Annotated in this window: 13 protein-coding genes and 1 pseudogene; 9 read left to right on the top strand and 5 right to left on the bottom strand. The window is 75.6% G+C overall.

Going from position 1 to position 20226, the window contains the following annotated elements:
- Positions 1–3: 3 nt before the first annotated feature.
- Positions 4–1659 carry a PQQ-like beta-propeller repeat protein gene (locus HNR61_RS41070; RefSeq protein ID WP_182848553.1) on the bottom strand — a complete coding sequence of 552 codons (1656 nt, stop codon included), beginning with the start codon at positions 1657–1659 and terminating at the stop codon, positions 4–6.
- A gap of 144 nt (positions 1660–1803) precedes the next feature.
- Here HNR61_RS41070 and HNR61_RS41065 point away from each other — a divergent pair, with 144 nt between their 5' ends.
- Both HNR61_RS41065 and HNR61_RS41060 read left to right on the top strand, forming a co-directional pair.
- Positions 1804–2313, top strand: coding sequence for a hypothetical protein (locus HNR61_RS41065; RefSeq protein ID WP_182848552.1), 510 nt, complete (start codon positions 1804–1806; stop codon positions 2311–2313).
- Between the two features lie 77 nt (positions 2314–2390).
- Positions 2391–3455 carry a hypothetical protein gene (locus HNR61_RS41060; RefSeq protein WP_182848551.1) on the top strand — a complete coding sequence of 355 codons (1065 nt, stop codon included), beginning with the start codon at positions 2391–2393 and terminating at the stop codon, positions 3453–3455.
- Between the two features lie 11 nt (positions 3456–3466).
- On the opposite strand, the gene HNR61_RS41055 is transcribed toward HNR61_RS41060, so the two are convergent.
- Positions 3467–6940 carry an AAA family ATPase gene (locus tag HNR61_RS41055; RefSeq protein WP_182848550.1) on the bottom strand — a complete coding sequence of 1158 codons (3474 nt, stop codon included), beginning with the start codon at positions 6938–6940 and terminating at the stop codon, positions 3467–3469.
- A gap of 433 nt (positions 6941–7373) precedes the next feature.
- On the opposite strand from HNR61_RS41055, the gene HNR61_RS41050 reads away from it, so the two are divergent.
- Entirely contained in the window at positions 7374–10757 is a 3384-nt protein-coding gene (locus HNR61_RS41050) for a pyruvate carboxylase (RefSeq protein ID WP_182848549.1), read from the top strand.
- Between the two features lie 31 nt (positions 10758–10788).
- Here the strand turns inward: HNR61_RS41050 and HNR61_RS41045 are convergent, their stop codons facing one another.
- Both HNR61_RS41045 and HNR61_RS41040 read right to left on the bottom strand, forming a co-directional pair.
- Positions 10789–11196, bottom strand: a complete 408-nt coding sequence (locus tag HNR61_RS41045; protein ID WP_182848548.1) for a RidA family protein — start codon at positions 11194–11196, stop codon at positions 10789–10791.
- 68 nt (positions 11197–11264) lie between these two features.
- Complete coding sequence (locus tag HNR61_RS41040; protein ID WP_182848547.1) at positions 11265–11900, bottom strand: TetR/AcrR family transcriptional regulator; 636 nt, start codon at positions 11898–11900, stop codon at positions 11265–11267.
- Between the two features lie 96 nt (positions 11901–11996).
- Between HNR61_RS41040 and HNR61_RS41035 the strand changes: the two genes are divergently transcribed.
- From HNR61_RS41035 to HNR61_RS41015, 5 genes are all read left to right on the top strand, one after another.
- A complete protein-coding gene (locus HNR61_RS41035; RefSeq protein ID WP_182848546.1) occupies positions 11997–12212 on the top strand; it encodes a hypothetical protein in 216 nt (71 codons plus the stop codon).
- Positions 12213–12254: 42 nt separating this feature from the next.
- On the top strand, positions 12255–13184 hold the full coding sequence (locus tag HNR61_RS41030; protein WP_312898339.1) for a sigma-70 family RNA polymerase sigma factor: 930 nt from the start codon (positions 12255–12257) through the stop codon (positions 13182–13184).
- Between the two features lie 161 nt (positions 13185–13345).
- Positions 13346–14644, top strand: coding sequence for a serine hydrolase domain-containing protein (locus HNR61_RS41025; protein ID WP_220510413.1), 1299 nt, complete (start codon positions 13346–13348; stop codon positions 14642–14644).
- Between the two features lie 60 nt (positions 14645–14704).
- Entirely contained in the window at positions 14705–16015 is a 1311-nt protein-coding gene (locus HNR61_RS41020) for an SWIM zinc finger family protein (RefSeq protein WP_220510412.1), read from the top strand.
- Entirely contained in the window at positions 16012–18582 is a 2571-nt protein-coding gene (locus HNR61_RS41015) for a DUF7824 domain-containing protein (RefSeq protein ID WP_182848544.1), read from the top strand. The genes HNR61_RS41020 and HNR61_RS41015 overlap by 4 nt, the downstream gene beginning before the upstream one ends.
- Positions 18583–18638: 56 nt before the next feature.
- Here the strand turns inward: HNR61_RS41015 and HNR61_RS41010 are convergent, their stop codons facing one another.
- Entirely contained in the window at positions 18639–19406 is a 768-nt protein-coding gene (locus HNR61_RS41010; RefSeq protein ID WP_182848543.1) for an SDR family NAD(P)-dependent oxidoreductase, read from the bottom strand.
- A gap of 30 nt (positions 19407–19436) precedes the next feature.
- Here HNR61_RS41010 and HNR61_RS50290 point away from each other — a divergent pair.
- Positions 19437–20216, top strand: a pseudogene (locus HNR61_RS50290) (amidase family protein); the annotation flags it as partial.
- Positions 20217–20226 lie beyond the last annotated feature (10 nt).

Raw genomic sequence — 20226 nt, 5'->3', positions numbered from 1 at the left:
CGGTCAGTGGTCGCGCAGGCGGTCGTGGATCGCGCGGGCCAGCGGCGCGCTCCGCGGCAGCCGGGCGTCGAAGGCGACCAGGTACCGGCCGGACCGCATGACCACCCTGCGGTCCGGCTCGTCGGTCTCCACGACCTCGTCGCCGACCGCCGGGGCCTGCTCGCCCTCCGGAAGGAAGTCGTCGGCCTCCCCGGCCGACCGGGCGACCCACAGCACGGTCACCTGGATCGGCAGCGGATCGGCGGCGGTGCGCACCGAGCACCGGACGCGCCGCAGCGTCTCCCCGCCCAGCCGCACGTCCAGGCCCGGTCCGGCCCGCCGGTGGCCGGGCGCGAGCCCGCACGCGTCCGGCCAGGCCCCCGGCGGGACGCCGCCCAGCTCCGGCGGCCCCCTCCCCGGCGGGACGGCCGCGACGGCGGAGGTCATCAGGCCCTTCTCACCGGCCTCGCCGTCCCGGTAGAACTCGGTGACGAGGACCCGGCCGCCCGTCACCCACACCGCCTCGACCTGCGAGTCCGTCAGCGAGCCCGGCCCCATGGTGAACGGCATCGGCGTCGCGGTCACCGCGCCGTCCCGCGGATCGATCACGTCGAGCGCGGCGGGCAGCAGCGGGGCCGCCAGGGTCCTGCGCAGCCCGTAGAACTCGCCGCCCGCCACGGTCAGCGCGTAGTACGGGCTGTTCGTGGGCCGCGTCCGCCGCTCCCCGGTCCGCAGGTCGACGGTGTGCAGGTGCCTGAAGTCGGCCAGCACGGCGTGGCCGTCGCCCACCGCCATCTCGCACCGGTCCTCGCAGAACCGGGACCTGCCGGCGCGCAGCAGCTCCCGGCCGTCGGCGGTGACCAGCAGGCGCTCGTCGCCGACGCCGAGCAGGGTGAGGCCGCGCCGCACGGGGGAGGACAGCAGCGTGTTGGCGTTCGAGGGGATCGCGCGGCGCCAGCGTTCCCGCCCGGTCACCGGGTCGATCGCCAGGAACCGGACGCTCTTCCGGCAGACGGCCGTGACCAGCGTCAGGACGTCGTCGCCCGCCGCGTAGGTGGAGCGGCAGTCCGGCGTTCCCACCGGACCGCTCGTCCAGCGGACCCGGCCGGTGCGCGCGTCCACCCCCCGCACCCGGCCGTCCAACGCGACGGGGACGACCCCGCCCATGCCCGCCCGCGGGCTGTCGAACGCCAGCGGCAGCGGCACCCCCCGGACGGCCCGCGCCCACAGCAGCCCGCCGGTCGTCGCGTCCAGCGCCGTCCACCGGTCGGGGACGGTGACGCCGGTGCGCGGGACGCCCGTCATCACCAGCGCGACACCGCCGGTCACCGCGTAGGCGGCCAGGGCGCGGCCCGGTTCGCGGTAGTGCCAGCGTTCGGAGCCGGTCCCGGCGTCGTGCGCGACCAGCCCCCGGGGCGTGGCGACGAAAAGCTGCCCGTCCACGACGCTGTGCCCGGCGCCGATCGGCGTGCTCCCCTCCACCGGCGTGTCCACGGAGCCGACCAGTCGCAGGCCGCCGGGAGCGGGCCCCCGGTCGACGGGCGCGGAGAGCGGGAGGGACGTCGTGACGTGGTCGGCGCTGACCGTGCGTGGTCGCCGCGACACGGCGCTACAGGAAGGGAGGACGAGCGCGGCCGCCGTGACGACGGCGATGGCGGCGATGCTGCGCCGACGCGGCATGGCGGCCTCCCGATCCGTGAGGAACGCGCGGGGGTGAGCCTGATGCGTCTGCTTGAGACTAACCGTTTCCTGCCGGACCGGAACGGAAAGCCCCGCCCCGCCCGTCCAACCCCGCGACCCAGCCCCACCCCCCGGAGCGCGCCCATGGTGAACACGGCATCCGCCAAGCGGAAGGGGACGTGGGCGGCCGCGGCCCTGACCGCGGTCCTGGCCCCTCTGCTCTTCCTCGCCCTCCCCGACGAGCGGGCCTGCGGCTGCCAGTTGCCGCCGCCCCTGCCGCCCGGAGTGCCGCCGTGCTCGCTCGTCCCCGCCGACCTGGCCGAACGCCTCGTCCCCGGCGCCCGCCCCCGCGACCGGTCGGCGCACGGCGAGGGCTGCCTCTGGCAGCGCGGCAGGCGCCTCGCGGTCGAGGTCGCCCCGCAGCCCGTCGGGTACCAGCACCGCGTCTACCCCCAGCGGTACGCCGAGGACGGCCGCGCCCACGCCGTCCGCGCCGTTCCCGGCCTCGACGCCCACACCTGGACGGAGAAGGGGACGGCCCACGGGGCGGGCATGGCCCGCGACTACCTCGTCACGGTCGAGCTGACCGGCCGGGCCGCCGAACGCGACGTCGCCCGCGTCCTGCGCGCCGCCCTGACGGGCCTCGGGGAGTGAACGGGAGGACCCGCACGTTCGTTCAAGTATCCGACGGAGGGAGGCGACGGGTGGAGCCTGGCGAAGGGCCGTTGCGGGTGACGGATCCGAGACTGCTGGGGCCGTTCCAGGTCAGGGCGCGGCTGGCCGAACGCGAGGCCGGGGTGGTGTTCCTCGGCGCGGACGGGACCGGCGCGCCGGTCGCGATCGCCGTGCTGGGCGCCGCCGCCGCGAACGACCCGGCCGTCCGCGAACGCTTCGCCGCCGAGTCCGCGAGGCTGGACCTCCTCGACTCCGCCCCGAACGCCCCGCTCGGCTGGGCCGCCGTGCGCCACGACCCCGGCGCGTCCGTCGGACCGCTGCTGGACCTGCTCGCCGCCGCGGCCCTGACCTCGCCGGACGCGCCCGGGGCGGGCCCGGCGTTCGCGCCGCACTGGTCGGGCGGCCCCGACCGGGGGCTCGTGCCGCCGCCGTTCCACCCCCCGCCCGAAGCGCCGCGGGGCATGCCCGTGCCCGCCATCGTCGGCGTGACCGTGGTGGGGGTCGTGGCCCTGTTCCTGCTGGGCGTGTTCGCGGCGCGGAGCATCGTGTCCGGCGGGGGACCGGTCGCGCTGCCGACCGCGCCGTCGTCCCCGCCGTCCCCCTCGCCCACCCCGGCGAAGGACGGCCCGCCCGGCCCCGTCGCCGGCCCCACCTACGGGGAGGGCGAGAAGAAGTACCGCATGAAGCTGGGCGGGTTCCCGTTCGCGTTCGACGCGCCCGGGACCTGGGGGTGCATGCGCAGCGACCGGAAACCGTACGACTCCCGCTGGATCTGCCGCGACGAGGGCGGCACGTTCCCGCCGACCGGCCGGGGCGCCGGGGGCATGGTCGCCGTCCGCAGGTGCCCCGGCCCCTGCGACGAGAAGCAGCGCAGGACCCTGCGCAAGGACATCGCGGTCGACGACGAGGACTGGAAGCGGATCGACGACACCACGATGTACGCCGAGGTCGAGGGCGAACTCGACGGCGAGCAGGCGATCCGCGTCGCGATGAGCCACGTCTTCCCCTCGAAGAGGGGCGGAAAGCCCGACACGGCCGTGGACGTCCAGCTCACGGGCCCGCCCGACGAGAGGAAGACGATGCAGAAACTCGTCAACGAGATCCGCGCCCGCGCCTCCTGAGAGGCGCCTCCCTACAGGTAGTGGCCCGGGGAGCGGGTGGCCTTGTCGAGGGTGCGGGGGAGGTCCTCGGCGGTCAGGGTCATGACCTCGTCCGGGGTCGGGTTCGTGTCGGGGCGGGTCAGGCGCTGGGCCTGGGTCGCGATGGTGGTGTCCAGGAGGTTGCGCATCAGGCGGCCGTTGCCGAACGTCGGGCCGCGGCTCGTGGTGCGCAGCAGGGCGCGCAGGGCCGGGGGCAGGTCGGGGGCGAGGGTGAAGCCCTCGGAGGTCGCCAGATGGCTGAAGATCTCGACGAGTTCGGCGTCGGAGTAGTCGGGGAAGCGCAGGCGCTTGGGGAAGCGGGACTCCAGGCCCGGGTTGGCCGACAGGAACGCCGCCATCTCGCGTTCGTAGCCCGCCGCGATCACCAGCAGGTCGCCCCGGTACTCCTCCATCAGCTTCACCAGGGTCGCGACGGCCTCCTGGCCGTAGGCGTCGCCCATCAGGGAGTAGGCCTCGTCGATGAACAGCACGCCGCCGATCGCCTGCTCGACGACCGCCTGGACCTTGGGGGCCGTCTGGCCGAGGTAGGGGCCCACCAGATCGGCGCGGCCCACCTCGACCAGGTGGCCGGAGGACAGCAGGCCGAGGTCGGCGTAGACGGCGGCGATGAGGCGGGCGACCGTGGTCTTGGCCGTGCCGGGGGCGCCGGTGAACACCATGTGGCGGGTCGGGGAGACGGCGGGCTGGCCCGCCGTGCGGCGCAGTTCGGCGGTGCGGGCCTCGGCGACCAGGCGGTGGACCTCCGCCTTGATCTCGCGCAGGCCGACCAGCGCGTCCAGCGTCGTGATCGGGTCGGTGGGCACCGCCGTGCGGATCGCGCCGGTCAGCGAGTCGGGGATGTCGGGGGCCGCCAGGGTCGTCAGCTCCGCCTCCGACGGCTTCTTGACCGCCGACAGGCGGCGGGCCTGGAGGGCGGTGGCGCGCTCGGCCAGGTTGCGCATCAGGCGGGCGTTGCCGAACGCGCGCCCGCGCGGGGCCCGGCGCAGCAGGTCCGAGAGCTTGGCGCGCGCCGCGTCGTCGGGGGCCAGGCCCGTCTTCGCCGTCATCGACGCGAAGATCTCGATGAGCTCGGCGTCGGTGTAGTCGGGGAAGCGGATCGTGGTCGGGAACCGGGAGGCCAGGCCGGGGTTGGCGGTGATGAAGCGGCGCATCTCCTTGTCGTAGCCGGCGGCGATCACCACGAGGTCGTCGCGGTGGTCCTCCATCAGCTTGACCAGCTCGGCGATGGCCTCGGCGCCGTAGTCCTCGTCCAGGTCGGACTGGGCGAGCGCGTACGCCTCGTCGATGAACAGCACGCCGCCCACGGCGCGGCGGACCACCGCGCGGGTCTTGGCGGCCGTCTCGCCGAGGTACTGGCCGACCAGGTGGCTGCGCGACACCTCCACCAGGTGGCCGGAGGACAGCACGCCGAGGCCCTTGTAGAAGCGCGCGAGCAGGCGCGCGACCTCGGTCTTGCCGGTGCCGGGGTTGCCGGTGAAGATCAGGTGGCGGCTGGGGGAGACCGTGGCCAGCCCGGCGTCGCGGCGCAGCTTCTCGGCGCGGGCGGCGGCGACGACCAGCTCGATCTCCTGCTTGACGGTGTGCAGTCCGGTGAGCGCCGACAGGTCCGCCATCGGGTCGCCGGGCGCGCCGGCCACGTCGAACGTCGCGGGGATGTCGGCGCGCTTGACGACCAGCTCGGAGCCGGGCTCGGTGCGTTCGCGGACCGTCTCCACGACCTGCTCGGCGAGCAGGTGCGCCAGGCGGGCGTTGCGGAGGTTGCGGACGGCGGGCGCGGTGGCCAGCAGCTTCCCGGCGGCCGTGAGGGCGTGCTTGTGGGCGCGCGCGCCGCGGTCGCGCAGCGCGCGGGCGAACAGCTCGGCGTGGCCCTCGGCGGTGAACGGCCGGGTGCGCGCCACCTCCAGCCGCAGCATCAGGGCCGGGTTGACCTCGCGGACCCGCTCGTCGCCGCCCGGCTCGCACAGCGCCACCACGTGCAGGGTGTCCTGGACGTCGAGCGCGCGGTGCAGCTCCTCCAGGACGGCCTCGCCGCCGCGCGGGTCGCGCGCCAGCTCGTCCAGCCCGTCGATGACCAGCAGGCGGCTGCCCGCCGAGTCGCGGGCGTCGTTGTACAGGTGCAGGGTGGCGGCGGCGATGTCCTTGCCCGCGAAGAAGTCGGCCGACAGCCACAGCGGCGGCGAGCTGATCAGGCGCTCCTCCAGCAGCTGGGCGATCTGCTGGGCGGCGTCGCGCTTGCCGGTGCCGTCCGGCCCGACGATCATCAGCCGGACGGGGCGGCCCTGGTCGGCGGCGATCCGCTGGAGCGCGGCGGTCACCTCGGGCTGGCCGACGATGCCCGCGCCCGGCTCGACGGCGCGGGACCTGCGGGTGCGGGGCGCGGCCCTGGCGACGTCGGCGGCGAGCGGGTTGACGATCGCGCGGCGGGGGGTGAACAGCCGCCGCAGGTCCGTCTGGAACGCCGCGACCGGGATCCAGTCCAGCTCGGGCGAGCGGGCGTCGTGCGGCAGCCCCTGCAGCGCCCCGGTGAACCGGGCCGCCATGTCCAGCCAGCCGCGGCAGGCGTCGGCCTCGCCCGCGACCAGGGCGCGCGACAGCCAGCTACGGGTGCGGTTGTACCAGGTGTCGGCGTTGAACGACTGCCGCCCGGCGTCGAACCGCTCCAGCAGGTCGCCGTAGCGGTCCTCGCCGAGCACCACGCCCAGCTCGGCCGGGACGTGCTCCAGCCCCGCCTGCGCGACCAGGTGGACCAGCAGCTCGGGAACGCTCTCGTCGTTGCGGGCGGTCGCGGCCAGGCGCTCGTGGACCGGCAGCAGCCCCCCGACGATCCACTCCAGGTAGCCGATCGGGCCCGCCAGCTCGGGCAGGTCGGCGACGATCCCGTCGGAGGCGTGCGCCAGCCACGTCCGGCGCTGGTCCTCCAGCGGGGCGTCGATGTCCAGGTCCGGCGGCGGGTCGTCGTACAGCCTGATCAGGGCCTGGCGGCGGCGCTCGAACGGCTCCAGTCCCTCCAGCACGTCCAGCGACTCGCGGGCCAGGGCGAGGGCCAGCTCCTTGTCGGGGGCCTCCTCCAGCCACTCCAGCGGCCGGAACGCGCCGGTCGCCACGCCCCAGCTTCCCGCCGGGCGCACCGGGTCCTCCGGTTCGCGCAGGTAGCGGTTGAAGAACTGGTAGTACAGCAGCGAGTGCGACCCCGAGTACAGCGCCGAGCCCCCGTACAGGAAGTCGACGACCAGCGTCAGGTCGCCCAGCACCAGGTTGGCGGGCGAGCTGAGCAGGGGGTGCGCGTCGGTGGTCAGCTCCGAGGCCCGCGGATCGGTGATCAGCTTGTCGATGCGGGCGCGGATCTCGTCGTACAGCCCGTCGGGGATCCGCCAGGGGCCGTGGGCGTAGAGATCGAAGTAGGGCTCGTCGGTGACCAGCAATTCCAGGTGTTCCGGCAGCCGCACCGCGATCCCCTCCAATCCCCCTAGAACCAGGAGCGAACAGCCTATGGCGTCCGGAGAGTCGACAGGCCGTTCACGGCAGACGCCCACGACATCCGGCGCGTCGCCGGAACACGCCTCTCACCCTGGTTTCCATGGCCCCACGCGCCCCTCGGGCGGCGCGACCGCGTTCGCTGAGAGAGATGTCGATCAAGGTCCGGCGGCCGGGGCGCGGACGGCCGGTCCGGCTTTCGCCAGGTGAAATTTTCGGGAGATCCTTCCGTTCTGGTGATCGCGACGGTTTTTCTCCCGTCCGGTGGCCGGGCGCCGCCCGCCCGCCGGGGTAGGTACCGAACGAGGACGACGCCCGCGCGGGAGGTCGGACGCGCTCGACGGCGAGCCCGGGAGGCCGTCCGTGTGCGCGCCCATGACCATCCACCACTCCCGGAGCCGCATCTTGATCACCAAAGTGCTCGTCGCGAACCGCGGGGAGATCGCCGTCCGCGCCTTCCGCGCCGCCTACGAGCTGGGCATCCCCAGCGTCGCCGTCTACGCCCACGAGGACCGCTTCTCGCTGCACCGGCAGAAGGCCGACGAGGCCTACGAGATCGGCGAACACGGCCACCCGGTCCGCGCCTACCTGGACGTGGACGGCATCGTCGCCACCGCGCTGCGGGTCGGCGCGGACGCCGTCTACCCGGGCTACGGGTTCCTGTCGGAGAGCCCGGAGCTGGCCGAGGCGTGCGAACGCGCCGGGCTGACGTTCGTCGGGCCGCCGGCCGCCGTGCTGCGCCTGGCCGGGAACAAGATCGAGGCGGTGGCGGCGGCGCGGCGCGCGGGCCTGCCGGTGCTGGGGTCGGCGACCCTCGACTCCGGGGACGGCGCTCCGGACGACGTCCTGGCCGCCGCCGACGAGGTCGGGTTCCCGCTGTTCGTGAAGGCCGCCGCGGGCGGCGGCGGGCGCGGGCTGCGGCGCGTGGACCGCCGCGAGGACCTGGTCGAGGCGGTCGCGACGGCGCGGCGCGAGGCGGCCAGCGCGTTCGGCGATCCGACGGTGTTCCTGGAGCAGGCGGTGGACCGGCCCCGCCACATCGAGGTGCAGGTCCTGGCCGACGCCGCCGGCCACACCGTCCACCTGCGCGAACGCGACTGCTCGGTGCAGCGCCGCCACCAGAAGGTCGTGGAGGTCGCGCCCGCGCCCCGGCTGGACCCGGCCGTGGTGGAGCGCCTGTGCGCCGACGCCGTCGCGTTCGCCCGCGAGATCGGCTACGTCAACGCCGGGACCGTGGAGTTCCTGGTGGACGACCGGGGACGGCACGTGTTCATCGAGATGAACCCGCGCATCCAGGTCGAGCACACCGTGACCGAGGAGGTCACCGGCGTCGACCTGGTGCAGGCGCAACTGCGGATCGCGGGTGGCGAGACCCTGGCCGACCTGGGCATCGCCCAGGAGAACGTGACCGTCTCGGGGTTCGCGGTGCAGTGCCGGATCACCACCGAGGACCCGGCCAACGACTTCCGGCCCGACACCGGCAAGATCTCCGCCTACCGGTCGCCGGGCGGCGCGGGCGTGCGGCTGGACACCGGGACGGCGCACGCGGGCGCGGTGGTGTCGCCGCACTTCGACTCGCTGCTGGTGAAGCTGTCCTGCCGGGGGCGGACGTTCGAGGAGGCGGTGCGCCGGTCGCGGCGGGCGGTGGCGGAGTTCCGCATCCGGGGCGTGGCGACGAACATCCCGTTCCTCCAGGCCCTGCTGGACGAGCCGGACTTCCGCGCGGGCGGCGTGACCACCTCCTACATCGCCGACCATCCCGAGCTGCTGACGGCGCGCTCCTCGGGGGACCGGGCGACGCGGCTGGTGCGGTACCTGGCCGACGTCACCGTCAACAAACCGCACGGCGAGGCGCCCACCGACCTGGACCCGGCGGTGAAGCTGCCGCCGCCGCCGGACGGGCCGATGCCGCGGGGCTCGCGGGACCTGCTGCTGGAGCTGGGGCCGAGGGCGTTCGCCGAACGGCTGCGCGCGCAGCGGGCCCTGGCGGTCACCGACACCACGTTCCGCGACGCGCACCAGTCGCTGCTGGCCACCCGCGTCCGCACCTACGACCTGGTCAAGGCCGCCCCCCACCTGGCGAGGACGACCCCGGAGCTGCTGTCGCTGGAGGCGTGGGGCGGGGCCACCTACGACGTCGCGCTGCGCTTCCTCGGCGAGTCGCCGTGGGACCGCCTGGCCGCGATCCGCGAGGCCGCGCCCAACATGTGCCTCCAGATGCTGCTGCGCGGCCGCAACACCGTCGGGTACACGCCGTACCCGGACTCGGTGGCGCGCGCGTTCGTCACCGAGGCGGCGCGCACGGGCGTGGACATCTTCCGGGTGTTCGACGCGCTGAACGACGTCGAGCGCATGCGCCCCGCCATCGACGCGGTCCTCCAGACCCACGCGCTGGTGGAGGGCACCCTCTGCTACACCGGCGACCTGTCGGACCCGGCCGAGCGCCTCTACACGCTCGACTACTACCTGCGCCTGGCCGAGGAACTGGTCGAGGCGGGCGTGCACATCCTGTGCGTCAAGGACATGGCGGGCCTGCTGCGCGCCCCGGCCGCCCGCACGCTGGTCACCGCGCTCCGCGAGCGCTTCGACCTGCCCGTCCACCTGCACACCCACGACACCGCGGGCGGCCAGCTCGCCACCTACCTGGCGGCGGTCGAGGCGGGCGTGGACGCGGTGGACGGCGCGGCGGCCCCGCTGTCGGGGACGACCAGCCAGCCCCCGTTGCAGGCGATCGTCGCGCACACCGACCACACCGACCGCGCCACCGGTCTCGACCTGGACGCGCTGACGGCGATGGAGCCGTACTGGGAGGCGGTGCGCAGGCTGTACGCGCCGTTCGAGATGGGCCTGCCGTCGCCGACCGGCCGCGTCCACGAGCACGAGATCCCCGGCGGCCAGCTGTCCAACCTGCGCCAGCAGGCCGTCGCGCTCGGCCTCGGCGACCGGTTCGAGGAGATCGAGCGCCTGTACGCCGCCGCCGACCGGATCCTCGGCCGCCTGGTGAAGGTGACGCCGTCCAGCAAGGTCGTCGGCGACCTGGCGCTGCACCTGGTCGCGGCCGGGGCCGACCCCGAGGCGTTCGCGGCCGAGCCCGAGCGCTACGACATCCCCGACAGCGTGATCGGGTTCCTGGCGGGCGAGCTGGGCGACCCGCCGGGCGGGTGGCCCGAGCCGTTCCGGTCGCGCGCGCTCGGCACCCGGAGCCACACCCCGGCGCGCGCCGAGCTGACCGGCGAGGAGGAGAAGGCGCTGGCGGGCCCGGCCGTCCGCGAGACGCTCGACCGGCTGCTGTTCCCCGGCCCGGCCAAGGAGTACCGCGAGGCCCGCGCCGCCTACGGCGACCTGTCGCTGCTGCCGACCGGCGCGTTCCTGTACGGGCTGCGGAACGGGCGGGAGGTGGCGTTCGACCTGGAGCCGGGCGTGCGCGTGCTGGCCGCCCTGGAGGCGGTCGGCGACGTCGACGAGGCGGGCGTCCGCCAGGTCATCTGCACCGTCAACGGCCAGCTGCGCACCCTGTCGGTCCGTGACCGTTCGGTGGTGTCCGACGCGCCGCCGGTCGAGCGCGCCGACCCCGGCGACCCCGGCCACGTCGCCGCGCCGTTCGACGGCTCGGTCACGCTGCGCGTGGCGAAGGGCGACACGGTGGCGGCCGGGGACGTGGTGGCCACGATCGAGGCGATGAAGATGGAGGCCGCGATCACGGCCCCGGCCGCGGGCACGGTGACCCGGCTGGCGGTCCCGCCCGCGAGCCAGGTCCAGGCGGGCGACCTGCTGCTGGTCCTCGGCTGACGCCCGGCCCGCCTGACGGGGCCGCGCCCCGTCAGGCGGGCAGCACCGCCACGGCCTCCACCTCCACGAGCTGGTCGTCGTAGCCCAGCACGGTCACGCCCAGCAGCGTGCTGGGAACGTCGTGCCCGCCCATGTGCTCGCGGTAGACCTTCCACGCCTCCACCAGGTCCGCCTGACGGGACGAGGCGACGTACACGGTGGTCTTGACGACGTCGGTCAGCGCCGCGCCCGCCCCCTCCAGCGCGACCCGGAGGTTCTCCATCACCCGGCGGGCCTGCGCGGCGTAGTCGCCGGGCGCGACCGTCCGGCCGTCGGCGTCCAGCGGGCACGCGCCCGCCACCCAGACCGAGCGGACCGGGGCGTCGGCGGTCGAGGCGTAGGCGTACTCGACGGACGGGGCCAGGTCGGGGTGGCGGATCAGGCGGACACCGGTGCTCATGCGCGCTCCGTTCGGTTCCCGGTTCGATGATCTTCCGGGACAACGAGGCGGCCGGTCCGAGGGTGCCCTCAGCGGATCGCGTAGCCGCCCAGGGACGGTTCCAGCAGCCCGAACGCCTCCTCGGCCGCCGGCGTCAGCGCCGCGGCGATCTCCTCGTGCGTCTGGCCCGCGATCGTGCGGCGCAGGGTCTCCTCGAACAGCACCTGGTGGACGCCGCCCAGCAGGGCCGCCGCCACCTTCGGCCGCGTGTCCTCGGGGCCCGCGCCGGTCTCCTCGGCCAGGGCCTCCGCCAGGACCGCCTCGCGCTCGTCGTGGAACTCGCGCAGCCGCGCCACCAGCGCCGGGCTCTCGGTGATCATCCGGGCGAACGGCTCCCCGGAGAACCCGATCACCGCGTCGTGCGCCGCCACCGCCGCCAGGAACGCCCGCCGCAGCGCCGCCAGCGCCGACTCGCCGGGCCCCCGTTCCCGCACGGTCCGCGCGAGCATGCCCACGAAGACATCGTGCAGGTCGAGGGCCAGGTCCTCCTTGCGCGGGAAGTAGTTCGTCACGGTCATCTTGGCCACCTGCGCGGCCGCCGCGACGTCGGCGATCGTCACGTTGTCGAACCCGCGCTCCAGGAACAGCCGGGTCGCGTTGTGGGAGATGTTCTCCCTGGTCTGGGCCTTCTTCAGCTCCCGCAGCCCCATCTTCGTCTCGGTCATGGGACCAGTGTGCCACAGATTCGACCTAAATTTGTTGTTGACATACTTCTAGGTCCGTCATAAGTTTAGGTCATCACGCCGAACGAAGGAGCTCCTGTGAACCCCCGCCCCTCCTCCCGCGTCCTCCACTCGTCCCCCTCCGAAGGAGCCCCCCTGAACGCCGACCTCCGCGCGATCCTCGACCGTGCCGCCCGCCCCGCCGCCTTCCCGGGCGCCAGGCCGCGCCACGCCGAGCGGGACACGCGGCGCTCGCGCCGGGACGTTCCGCCGCCGCGCACCGTCCGCCCCCGCCGCGTCCCCGGCCGCGGCTGATCCGCCCCCGCCCCCCGTCCCCCCTCCACGAAAGGACCCCACTTGACCAACGTCCTCGCCTCCGCCGACACGATGAAGGACTACCTGGCCCGCATCGGCCGCACCCCGCTGCTGACCGCCGAGCAGGAGGTGGAGCTCGCCAAGCGCATCGAGGCGGGCCTGCTGGCCCGGGAGCGCCTCGACGGCGGAGCCGAGCTCTCCGACGAGGACCGCGCCGACCTGGAGTGGATCGCCGCCGACGGCCACCGCGCCAAGGCGCACATGGTGGAGGCCAACCTCCGCCTGGTCGTCTCGCTCGCCAAGCGGTACGCCGGGCGCGGGCTGCCGCTGACCGACCTGGTGCAGGAGGGCAACCTCGGCCTGATCCGCGCGGTGGAGAAGTTCGAGTACCGGCGCGGCCTGAAGTTCTCCACCTACGCCGTCTGGTGGATCAAGCAGTCCCTCGGCCGCGCCCTGGCCGACCAGAGCCGCGTCGTCCGGCTGCCGTCGCACGTGGTGGAGGTCGTCAACCGCATGAACCGGACGCGGCGGGAGCTGGTGCTGGAGCTGGACCGCGAGCCCACCACCGCCGAGCTGGCCGCCGCGCTCGAACTGCCCACCGCCAAGGTCGAGCGGCTGCGCCGCCAGTCCGCCGAACCGGTGTCGCTGCACGCCCGGATCGGCGACGACGCCGACGGCGGCGAGCTCGGCGACCTCATCGAGGACACCGACGCCCCCGACCCCTCCGACGTCGTCGCGGCGTCCCTGCTGCGCGCCGAGCTCGACCGGGTGATGGACGCCACCCTCACCGAGCGCGAGGCCGACGTGATCGCGCTGCGGTTCGGGCTGGCCGGCGGCGAGCCGAAGACGCTGGACGAGGTCGGCCGCAGGTTCGGCGTCACCCGCGAGCGCATCCGCCAGATCGAGGCCAAGGGCATGGCCAAGCTGCGCCGGCCCGCCGGCCGCCGCGCCCTGGCCGGGCTGCTCGGCTGACCACCCCCCGACACCCCGGATATACGAGGAGGACACAGTCATGTCGATCGTGTGTCGAACACACCCGGCACCGTGGACAATGCTGATCGAGGACGCGCCGTCGATCGGACGGCCGCACGCGGGCGGCCGGTGGGGCGCGGCAGGGGAGCGGTGGAATGCGGATGAGCCGGTTCGGGACGCCGGGACGACTGGCGTTCGCGGCCACTCTCGTGACGGTCCTCGTGACGGCCCCGCTCGGTGGCCCGGCCGCGCGCGCCCACCTGCCCGGCCCGACCCCGGCCGCCGCCCCGGCCGCCGAACGCCCCGCGACCCTCGACCCCGGCCGGCTGCGCGCCACCCTGGAGGCGACGCGGGCGACCGGGATGTACGGCCTGTACTCCACGGTCCGCGCGGGCGGTGAACGCTGGCAGGGCGCGTCCGGCGTCGCCGACGTGCGCACCCGCCGCCCCGTCGAGCCGGGCCTGACCCACCGGGTCGGCGACGTCACCGCCATGTTCACCGCCGTCGCCGTCCTGCGGCAGGCCGAGCGGGGCCGCCTGCGGCTGGACGACCCGGTCGCCGCCCACCTGCCCGACCTGTTCCCCGACGACCGGGGCCAGCGCGTCACCGTCCGCATGCTGCTCGACCACACCAGCGGCGTCGCCGACCACCGGCACGCCACGTTCCCGTCCCTGACCGAACGCTCCCCGGCGAGCCTGGACGCGGGCCGCCGTCGCCGCGCCGACGTCGACCGGCTGATCGACCGCGGGGTGTCCGCGCCCCCGACCGGCGTCCCCGGCGAGCGCTGGTCCTACTCGACCACCAATACCCTCGTCGCGGGCCGCGTCCTGGAGAAGGTCACCGGCGAACGCGCCGAGGACGTCATCACCCGCGACGTGATCCGCCGCGCCGGGCTGCGGCACACCGCGTTCCCCCGGCAGCCGCGGCTGAGGTCGCCGCACGCCCGCGCCTACGAGGGGCTGTACGGCGGTCTCACCCCGCCCCGCGACTACAGCGACTACGACATGTCCTACGCCTGGACGGCCGGGGCGCTCGCCTCCACCATGGACGACCTGACCCGCTTCCAGCGCGCCCTGTTCCAGGGAAGGCTGCTCGACGCGCGGAGCCTGGCGGAGATGCGGCGGACCGTTCCGGCGACCGACGGCACGACCGCGTTCCGGTACGGGCTCGGGCTGGCGGCGTTCGACCTGTCGTGCGGGACGTTCTGGGGCCACGACGGCGCGGTGTTCGGCGCCGGGACCCGCGTCCTGAGCGGCCCCGACGGCGAACGCCAGCTCGCGGTCGGCTGGAACCTCACCGGCTACCAGCGGCTCGACGGCGCGGGCCGCCCCGTCGTCCACCCGATCGACAACGCCCTGCGCGCCCACGTCGAGCAGGCCCTCTGCGGCGGCCCGGACACCCTTCCGGCCGGTCCCGGCAGCCAGCCGATGCCCCTGGTGCATCTGGACCCGGCGCGCTGATCCGGCGCGCTGATCGGGCGCGGCGGGAAACTGTCGGTCCCCGGAACTACCGTCCCGGGCATGTCGAGCGTGACGTACGCCTACGCGGCCCCCTCGTCCCTCACCGACGGCCTTCTCGCCCTGGAGACCTCCGGCGGCCAGTCCACCGCGGGCCCGCTCGCGCACCCGCGTTTCTTCAGCGGCGTCGTGACCGAGCCCGCCGTCGCCGCCACCGGCCTGCTGGCCCTCGCCGACGTCGCCAAGGCGCGCTACCACCGCCCCCGCGAGGGCGGCGGGATGCGCGACCCGGTGGTGACCTGCAACGGCGACCGGCTGCGGCTGGAGTCGTTCTCCTCCTGCGGCGGCGTGTACGCGCGGCTCGACGTCCTCGCGGGGGGCCTGGACGGCGAGGTGCTCGCGCGCGGCACCACCAACGTCGACGTCAACGGCCCGCTCCGCGAGGCGCTGGCCCGCGTCGGCCGCCACGACCCCCTCCACCTGGGCGTCGGCCCCGACGAGCTGACCGTCACGACGCTGGACGGCGCGGTCGTGGAGAAGAAGGTCCCGCTGCCCGAACGCTGGATCCGCGGCTTCGGCGAGGTCCAGGTGATCGCCTCCCGGCTCGACCCGGTGGCGGAGCTGCCGCGCCTGCACGCCGCCCGCCTGCTGCGCTCCCTGCCCCGCGCCGCGAACGCGCGCGCCGAGATCCCCGAGCACGGCGTCGAGCTCCAGGGACCGGGCCGGCTGGCGACGCTGCACCCGCTGCTGCGCTTCGCCCGCTCCCTGCGGGTCTACGCGGGCCGGGACGGCGGCTCGACCGCCTGGGAGCTGGAGCTTCCCGGCATGCGCTACACCCTGGTCGTCTCCCCGCGCCCGGCGCGCGGCTTCTCCGGCGAGGGCGCGACGCTGTCCCGGCTCGCCGAGGCGGACGGCGCGGCCGACGCCGACCTGGTCGGCGCGCTGCTGGAGTTCGACCCGACGATCGAGGTCGGCGACCTGGCGGACCGCTCGGGCCTGCCCACCTCCCGCGTGCGCACGGCCCTGACCTGGCTCGGCACGGCGGGGCGCGTCGGCTACGACCTGGCCGAGGCCAGCCACTTCCACCGCGAGCTGCCCTACGACCCGGTGCCCAGCCCCCGGCTGGCGGCGGCGCGGGCGCTGGTCCGCTCCGGGTCCGTCCGCGTCCATGGCGACGCGGCCGAGGTGACGTCCAACGGCACCACCAAACGCGTGCACGTCCCCACCGGGGAGTGCACCTGCGACTGGTGGTTCGACCACCGCGGCTCGCGCGGCCCCTGCAAGCACGTCCTCGCCGCCCGGATGGCCGCCACGGCCGCCGGGACCCCCGCCGTCCCTGCCCCGCCGCGCCACCTGAGAGGACGGGCACGGTGACCGCCTGGGACGACGTTCGCAAGCGGATCGAGGCCAAGGCGGCCGACGACGTCGCGGCCATCGTCGCCGGGCTGCCGGAGGAGGACCGCCGCGCGGTCGCCACGGAGCTGCCCGGCCACCTGAAGAGGACGCTCGCCCGGGCCCGCTGGTTCGACGAGTACGTTCCGGCGTTCCGGGCGGCCGGGGCGGGCACGATCGGCGGCGCGGCGGGCGTCGCGACCTGGCTGAACCGCCGCCAGTTCACCATGCGCCGGACCGTCCACCAGGACACCGACCGGCTCCTGCGCGTCCTGCGGGCCCGCCCCGCCGACTGGCTCGCCGACCTCGCCGGACGCCTCACCCTGCGGCTCAGCCTCCCCGGGCTGTCCGGCCTCGACCTGGCGCTGGCGCTGCTGCGCGAGACCGGCGTCACGCCCCCCGACCACGACCCCCTGGTCATCGGGTGGGCGCGGGACGGCGGGCCGCGCGCCGACGACCCCCTCCTGCCGCACCTGCTGCCGCGCCTGTTCGAGGTCGACGGCGTGGGACCCGCGCTGGAGGGCCCCTCCTGGGCGCGTTCCGGGCCGCACCGGGCCCGTCAGCTCAAGCGGTTCGCCGACGAGGGCCGCGTCGACCGCCGCACGCTGCTCGACCGCTGCGTCAGCCGTTTCCTGCGCGGCGGGGACGCCCGCGAGCTGCGCTTCTTCACCACCCTGCACGCCGAGCTGGAGGCGGCCGACCCCGCGGCCCGCCGCGCCGAGACCGTCGCCCGCGCCCGCGACTACCTGCGCCTGCTCCCGGCGGCTCCGGTGCCGGTCGCCGAGCTGGCCCTCCGGCTGCTCCGCGAGCTGGACGACCCCGACGTCCCGGACCCGCTCGACCTCACCGAGGCCCTCGACGCCCTGCTGTTCCGCCCCGAGGCGGGGCTGGTCGGCAAGGGGCTGAGCTGGCTGGCCGAGACCGTCGAACGCCACCCGGCGCTGGCCGACGAGTGCGCCCCGGCCCTGGCCCAGACGTTCGCCCACGACTCGCCCGCGGTCCGCAGGCGCGCCGTCTCGCTCGCCCTCAAACTCCCCGTCACCGACCCGACGCCGCTCCGCGAGGCGACGGGGCTGCTCCCGTTCGACCTGGGACAGAAGATCGCGGCCCGCTTCGGCGGCGAGCCGACCCACCCCGACCCGGCCCCGCCGCCCCTCACCCCGGACGCCGCGCCCCGCCTCACCGCGGCGACCTGGGCGCGGCCGGTCGACGTCGCCCGTCCGCTCGGCGCCGACGAGGCGGTCGATCTCATCGAGGAGACGGCCCGGGGGCAGGCGCGGGTCGACCGGCTCCTGGAGGGCCTCCTCCACCTGGCCCGCACCGACCGGGACGGCCTCCGCGCGGCCCTCGCCCGAGGGACGCGTCCCGACGGCCTCGGGCACCTGATCGGCTGTTCGACGTGGCCGCACCCCTACGCCTGGCTCACGGCGATCGCCAACGTCCTGGCCGGGACCCGCGCCGTCCCCTCCGAACCCCTCGCCCGCCTGCCCCGGCCGGACGGGACGTCCCCGCTGCACCTGCTGGTCCTGCACCGCTGCGCGGAACTGCTGCCGCCCCTGGGCAGGGGCGTGCTCCCACCGGTCCTGCTGGCCACGCCCACCGAGCCGACCGGCCACCTCGACCCGCTGACCCTGGTCGAACGCCTGGAACGGTACGAGGCGGCGGCCCTGGAACCGGGCGCGGCCGACCTCCAGCAGGCCCTGCTCCGGCTCCCCGCCGCCGTGCCCGCCGAGGCCGTCCGGCGCGCGGAGGCGCTGACCTCCGCCGCCGCCCGGACCGTCGCCGGGTGGCTGGCGCGGGAGGGGCCGCCGCGCCCCCGGATCGGTATGCGGCGGCTCGGCGACGAGGCGCACGTCAGGCTCCGCGCGCCCGCCACGGGGCTGCCGCTGATCGACGCGATCTTCAACGGTTCGGCGTCCGCCGGCGACGGCCACGAACACGACCCGGGCCTCGCCGCCTGGGACGTGGAGTCCTGGTCCTCCCTGCTGCCCTCGCACCCCGACACCGTCGCCGCCCACCTGCTCCCGCACCTGCGCTCGTTCCGCGCCACGATCGCCGACCTGGCGACGGCGTCGGTCGGCGGACCGTTCGCCAAGGTCCTCGCGTGGGACCTGGTCGCCCTGCTGAACCGGGGCGACCGTTCCGCCCGGGAGACGCTGACCTACCTGGCGGCGCGCGGCGAGCTGCCCACCGCGCTCCTGGGCCGGGCCCTGGCGCGGCGGGCCCGCAACGGCGACGTCCGGATGAGCCGCCTGCTGCGCGTCCTGGAGGACCTGGCCGAGGCGGGCGGCTACCAGGCCGTCTGGGAGACGGTCGCCGCCGCCCTCCCGGACCTGCTCCCGGCCCCGGACGAACGCGCCGCCGCGTCCCACGCCCCGCTGCTCGGGCTGGCCCTGCGCACGGCCCGCTGGTGCGAGGCCCGCGCGGAGATCCCGGAGCTGGCGGCCCTGGCGTCCCGGAAGGGGAACTCCGACGTCCTCCAGGAGGCCCGCGCCCTGAACGAGTACCTGACCGGCCCCCGGCCGACCCCCGCGGATCACGTTCCGTGACCAGGTGTGGTGAGAGGCCGTGAGCGGCCGGATGCGGTCGGTGAAGGAGGTGGCGGTCAGACGTCGTGGGCCTCGGGGTCCTGGGCCAGGATCGAGCGGCCGCCGTCCACCGGGACCGTCGCGCCGTTGATGAAGCTCGCCTCGTCCGACAGCAGGTGGGCGATCGTCGCGGCGACCTCCGTGGCCAGCGCCACGCGTCCCAGCGGGTGGAGCCGGGCCATCTCGCGCTCGATCCGCTCGGCCCCCGCCGGGCCCAGCCGGTCGAGGAGGTCCTCGTAGCGCTCGGTGCGGACCGAGCCGGGGGCCACGGCGTTCACGCGGACGCCCCGCGGGCCGTACTCGACGGCCAGCGCGCGGGTCAGCCCCTCGATCGCCGCCTTCGCCGTCACGTAGGGGGTGCAGCCGGGGACCGCGCGCCGGGCCTGGTGGGAGGTGACGTTCACGATCGCGCCCGGCGTGCCCGCCGCCAGGAACCGGCGCACCGCCGTGGTGCAGCCGGTGAGCGGCGCGGCGAGGTTGACGTTGATCAGGGACAGCACCTCCGACGGCGGGCTGGTGTGCACCGAGACGTCGCGGAAGACCGCCGCGTTGTTCACCCAGCCGCGCAGCGGCCCGCGCTCCTCGGCCAGGTCGGCGGCGCGTTCGGCGGTGTCCTCCGCCGTCGCGTCACCGATGACCGCGACGACGCCGGGGTGCCCGTCCGCCCAGTCCAGCGCCTCGGGGTCGCGTTCGATCGCGACCACCGCGCCGCCCGCCGCCAGGCGCTCGACGACCGCCCGCCCGATTCCCCTGCCGCCACCCGTCACCACGTACGAAACCGTCATGTCACCCAGGCTAGGGCGGCCGGAAAAGCGATGGCGATCTCGGGCGGGCCGGGGAGAGGCTGCCGGACGACGGGGAGGACCGCCATGGAGATCAGCGAGTACGTCCGCCATGACGCCACCGGGCTGCGGGAGCTGCTGGCCAAGGGGGAGGTCACGGCCGCCGAGGTCGAGGACGCCGCCCGCGCCGCGCTGGACCGGGCCGACGCCGCGCTGAACGCCCTCGCGCTGCCCCCGTTCGAGCCCGCGCTCGCCCACGACGCCGCCGGGCCGTTCGCCGGGGTGCCGTTCCTCATCAAGGACATCGGGCCCATGGCGGAGGGCGTGCCGTTCTTCGCGGGCAGCCGCGCGCTGGACGGGCTCGGGGTCGTCGCGCCCCACGACCGGGACCTGATGCGCCGGTTCCGGGCGGCCGGGCTGGTCACGCTCGGGCTCACCACCGCCCCGGAACTGGGGCTCAGCCTCGTCGGCGAGTCGCCCAAGTACGGCGTCACCCGCAACCCGTGGGACCTCGACCGCGACCCGGGCGGTTCCAGCTCCGGGGCCGCCGCGCTCGTCGCGGCCCGCGCGGTGCCGGTCGCGCACGGCGGGGACGGCGCGGGCTCGTTGCGGGTCCCGGCCGCCGCGTGCGGGCTGGTCGGGCTGAAGCCGAGCCGCGGCCGGATCCCCTGCGGGCCCGACATGGGCGAGCCGATGTTCGGGATGGTCGGGGAGTTCGCGCTGACCAGGACCGTCCGCGACGCCGCGCGGCTGCTGGACGCGGTGCACGGCGCGGGCGTCGGCGACAAGTGCGCCGCGCCGCCCCCGCGCCGCCCCTACGCCG

Origin of the sequence: Actinomadura kijaniata (genome assembly GCF_014138665.1) — a bacterium.
GTDB lineage: Bacteria > Actinomycetota > Actinomycetes > Streptosporangiales > Streptosporangiaceae > Spirillospora > Spirillospora kijaniata.
The sequence above is the reverse complement of the archived record's forward strand: the minus strand, read 5'-3'. Positions and strand labels throughout refer to the sequence as shown.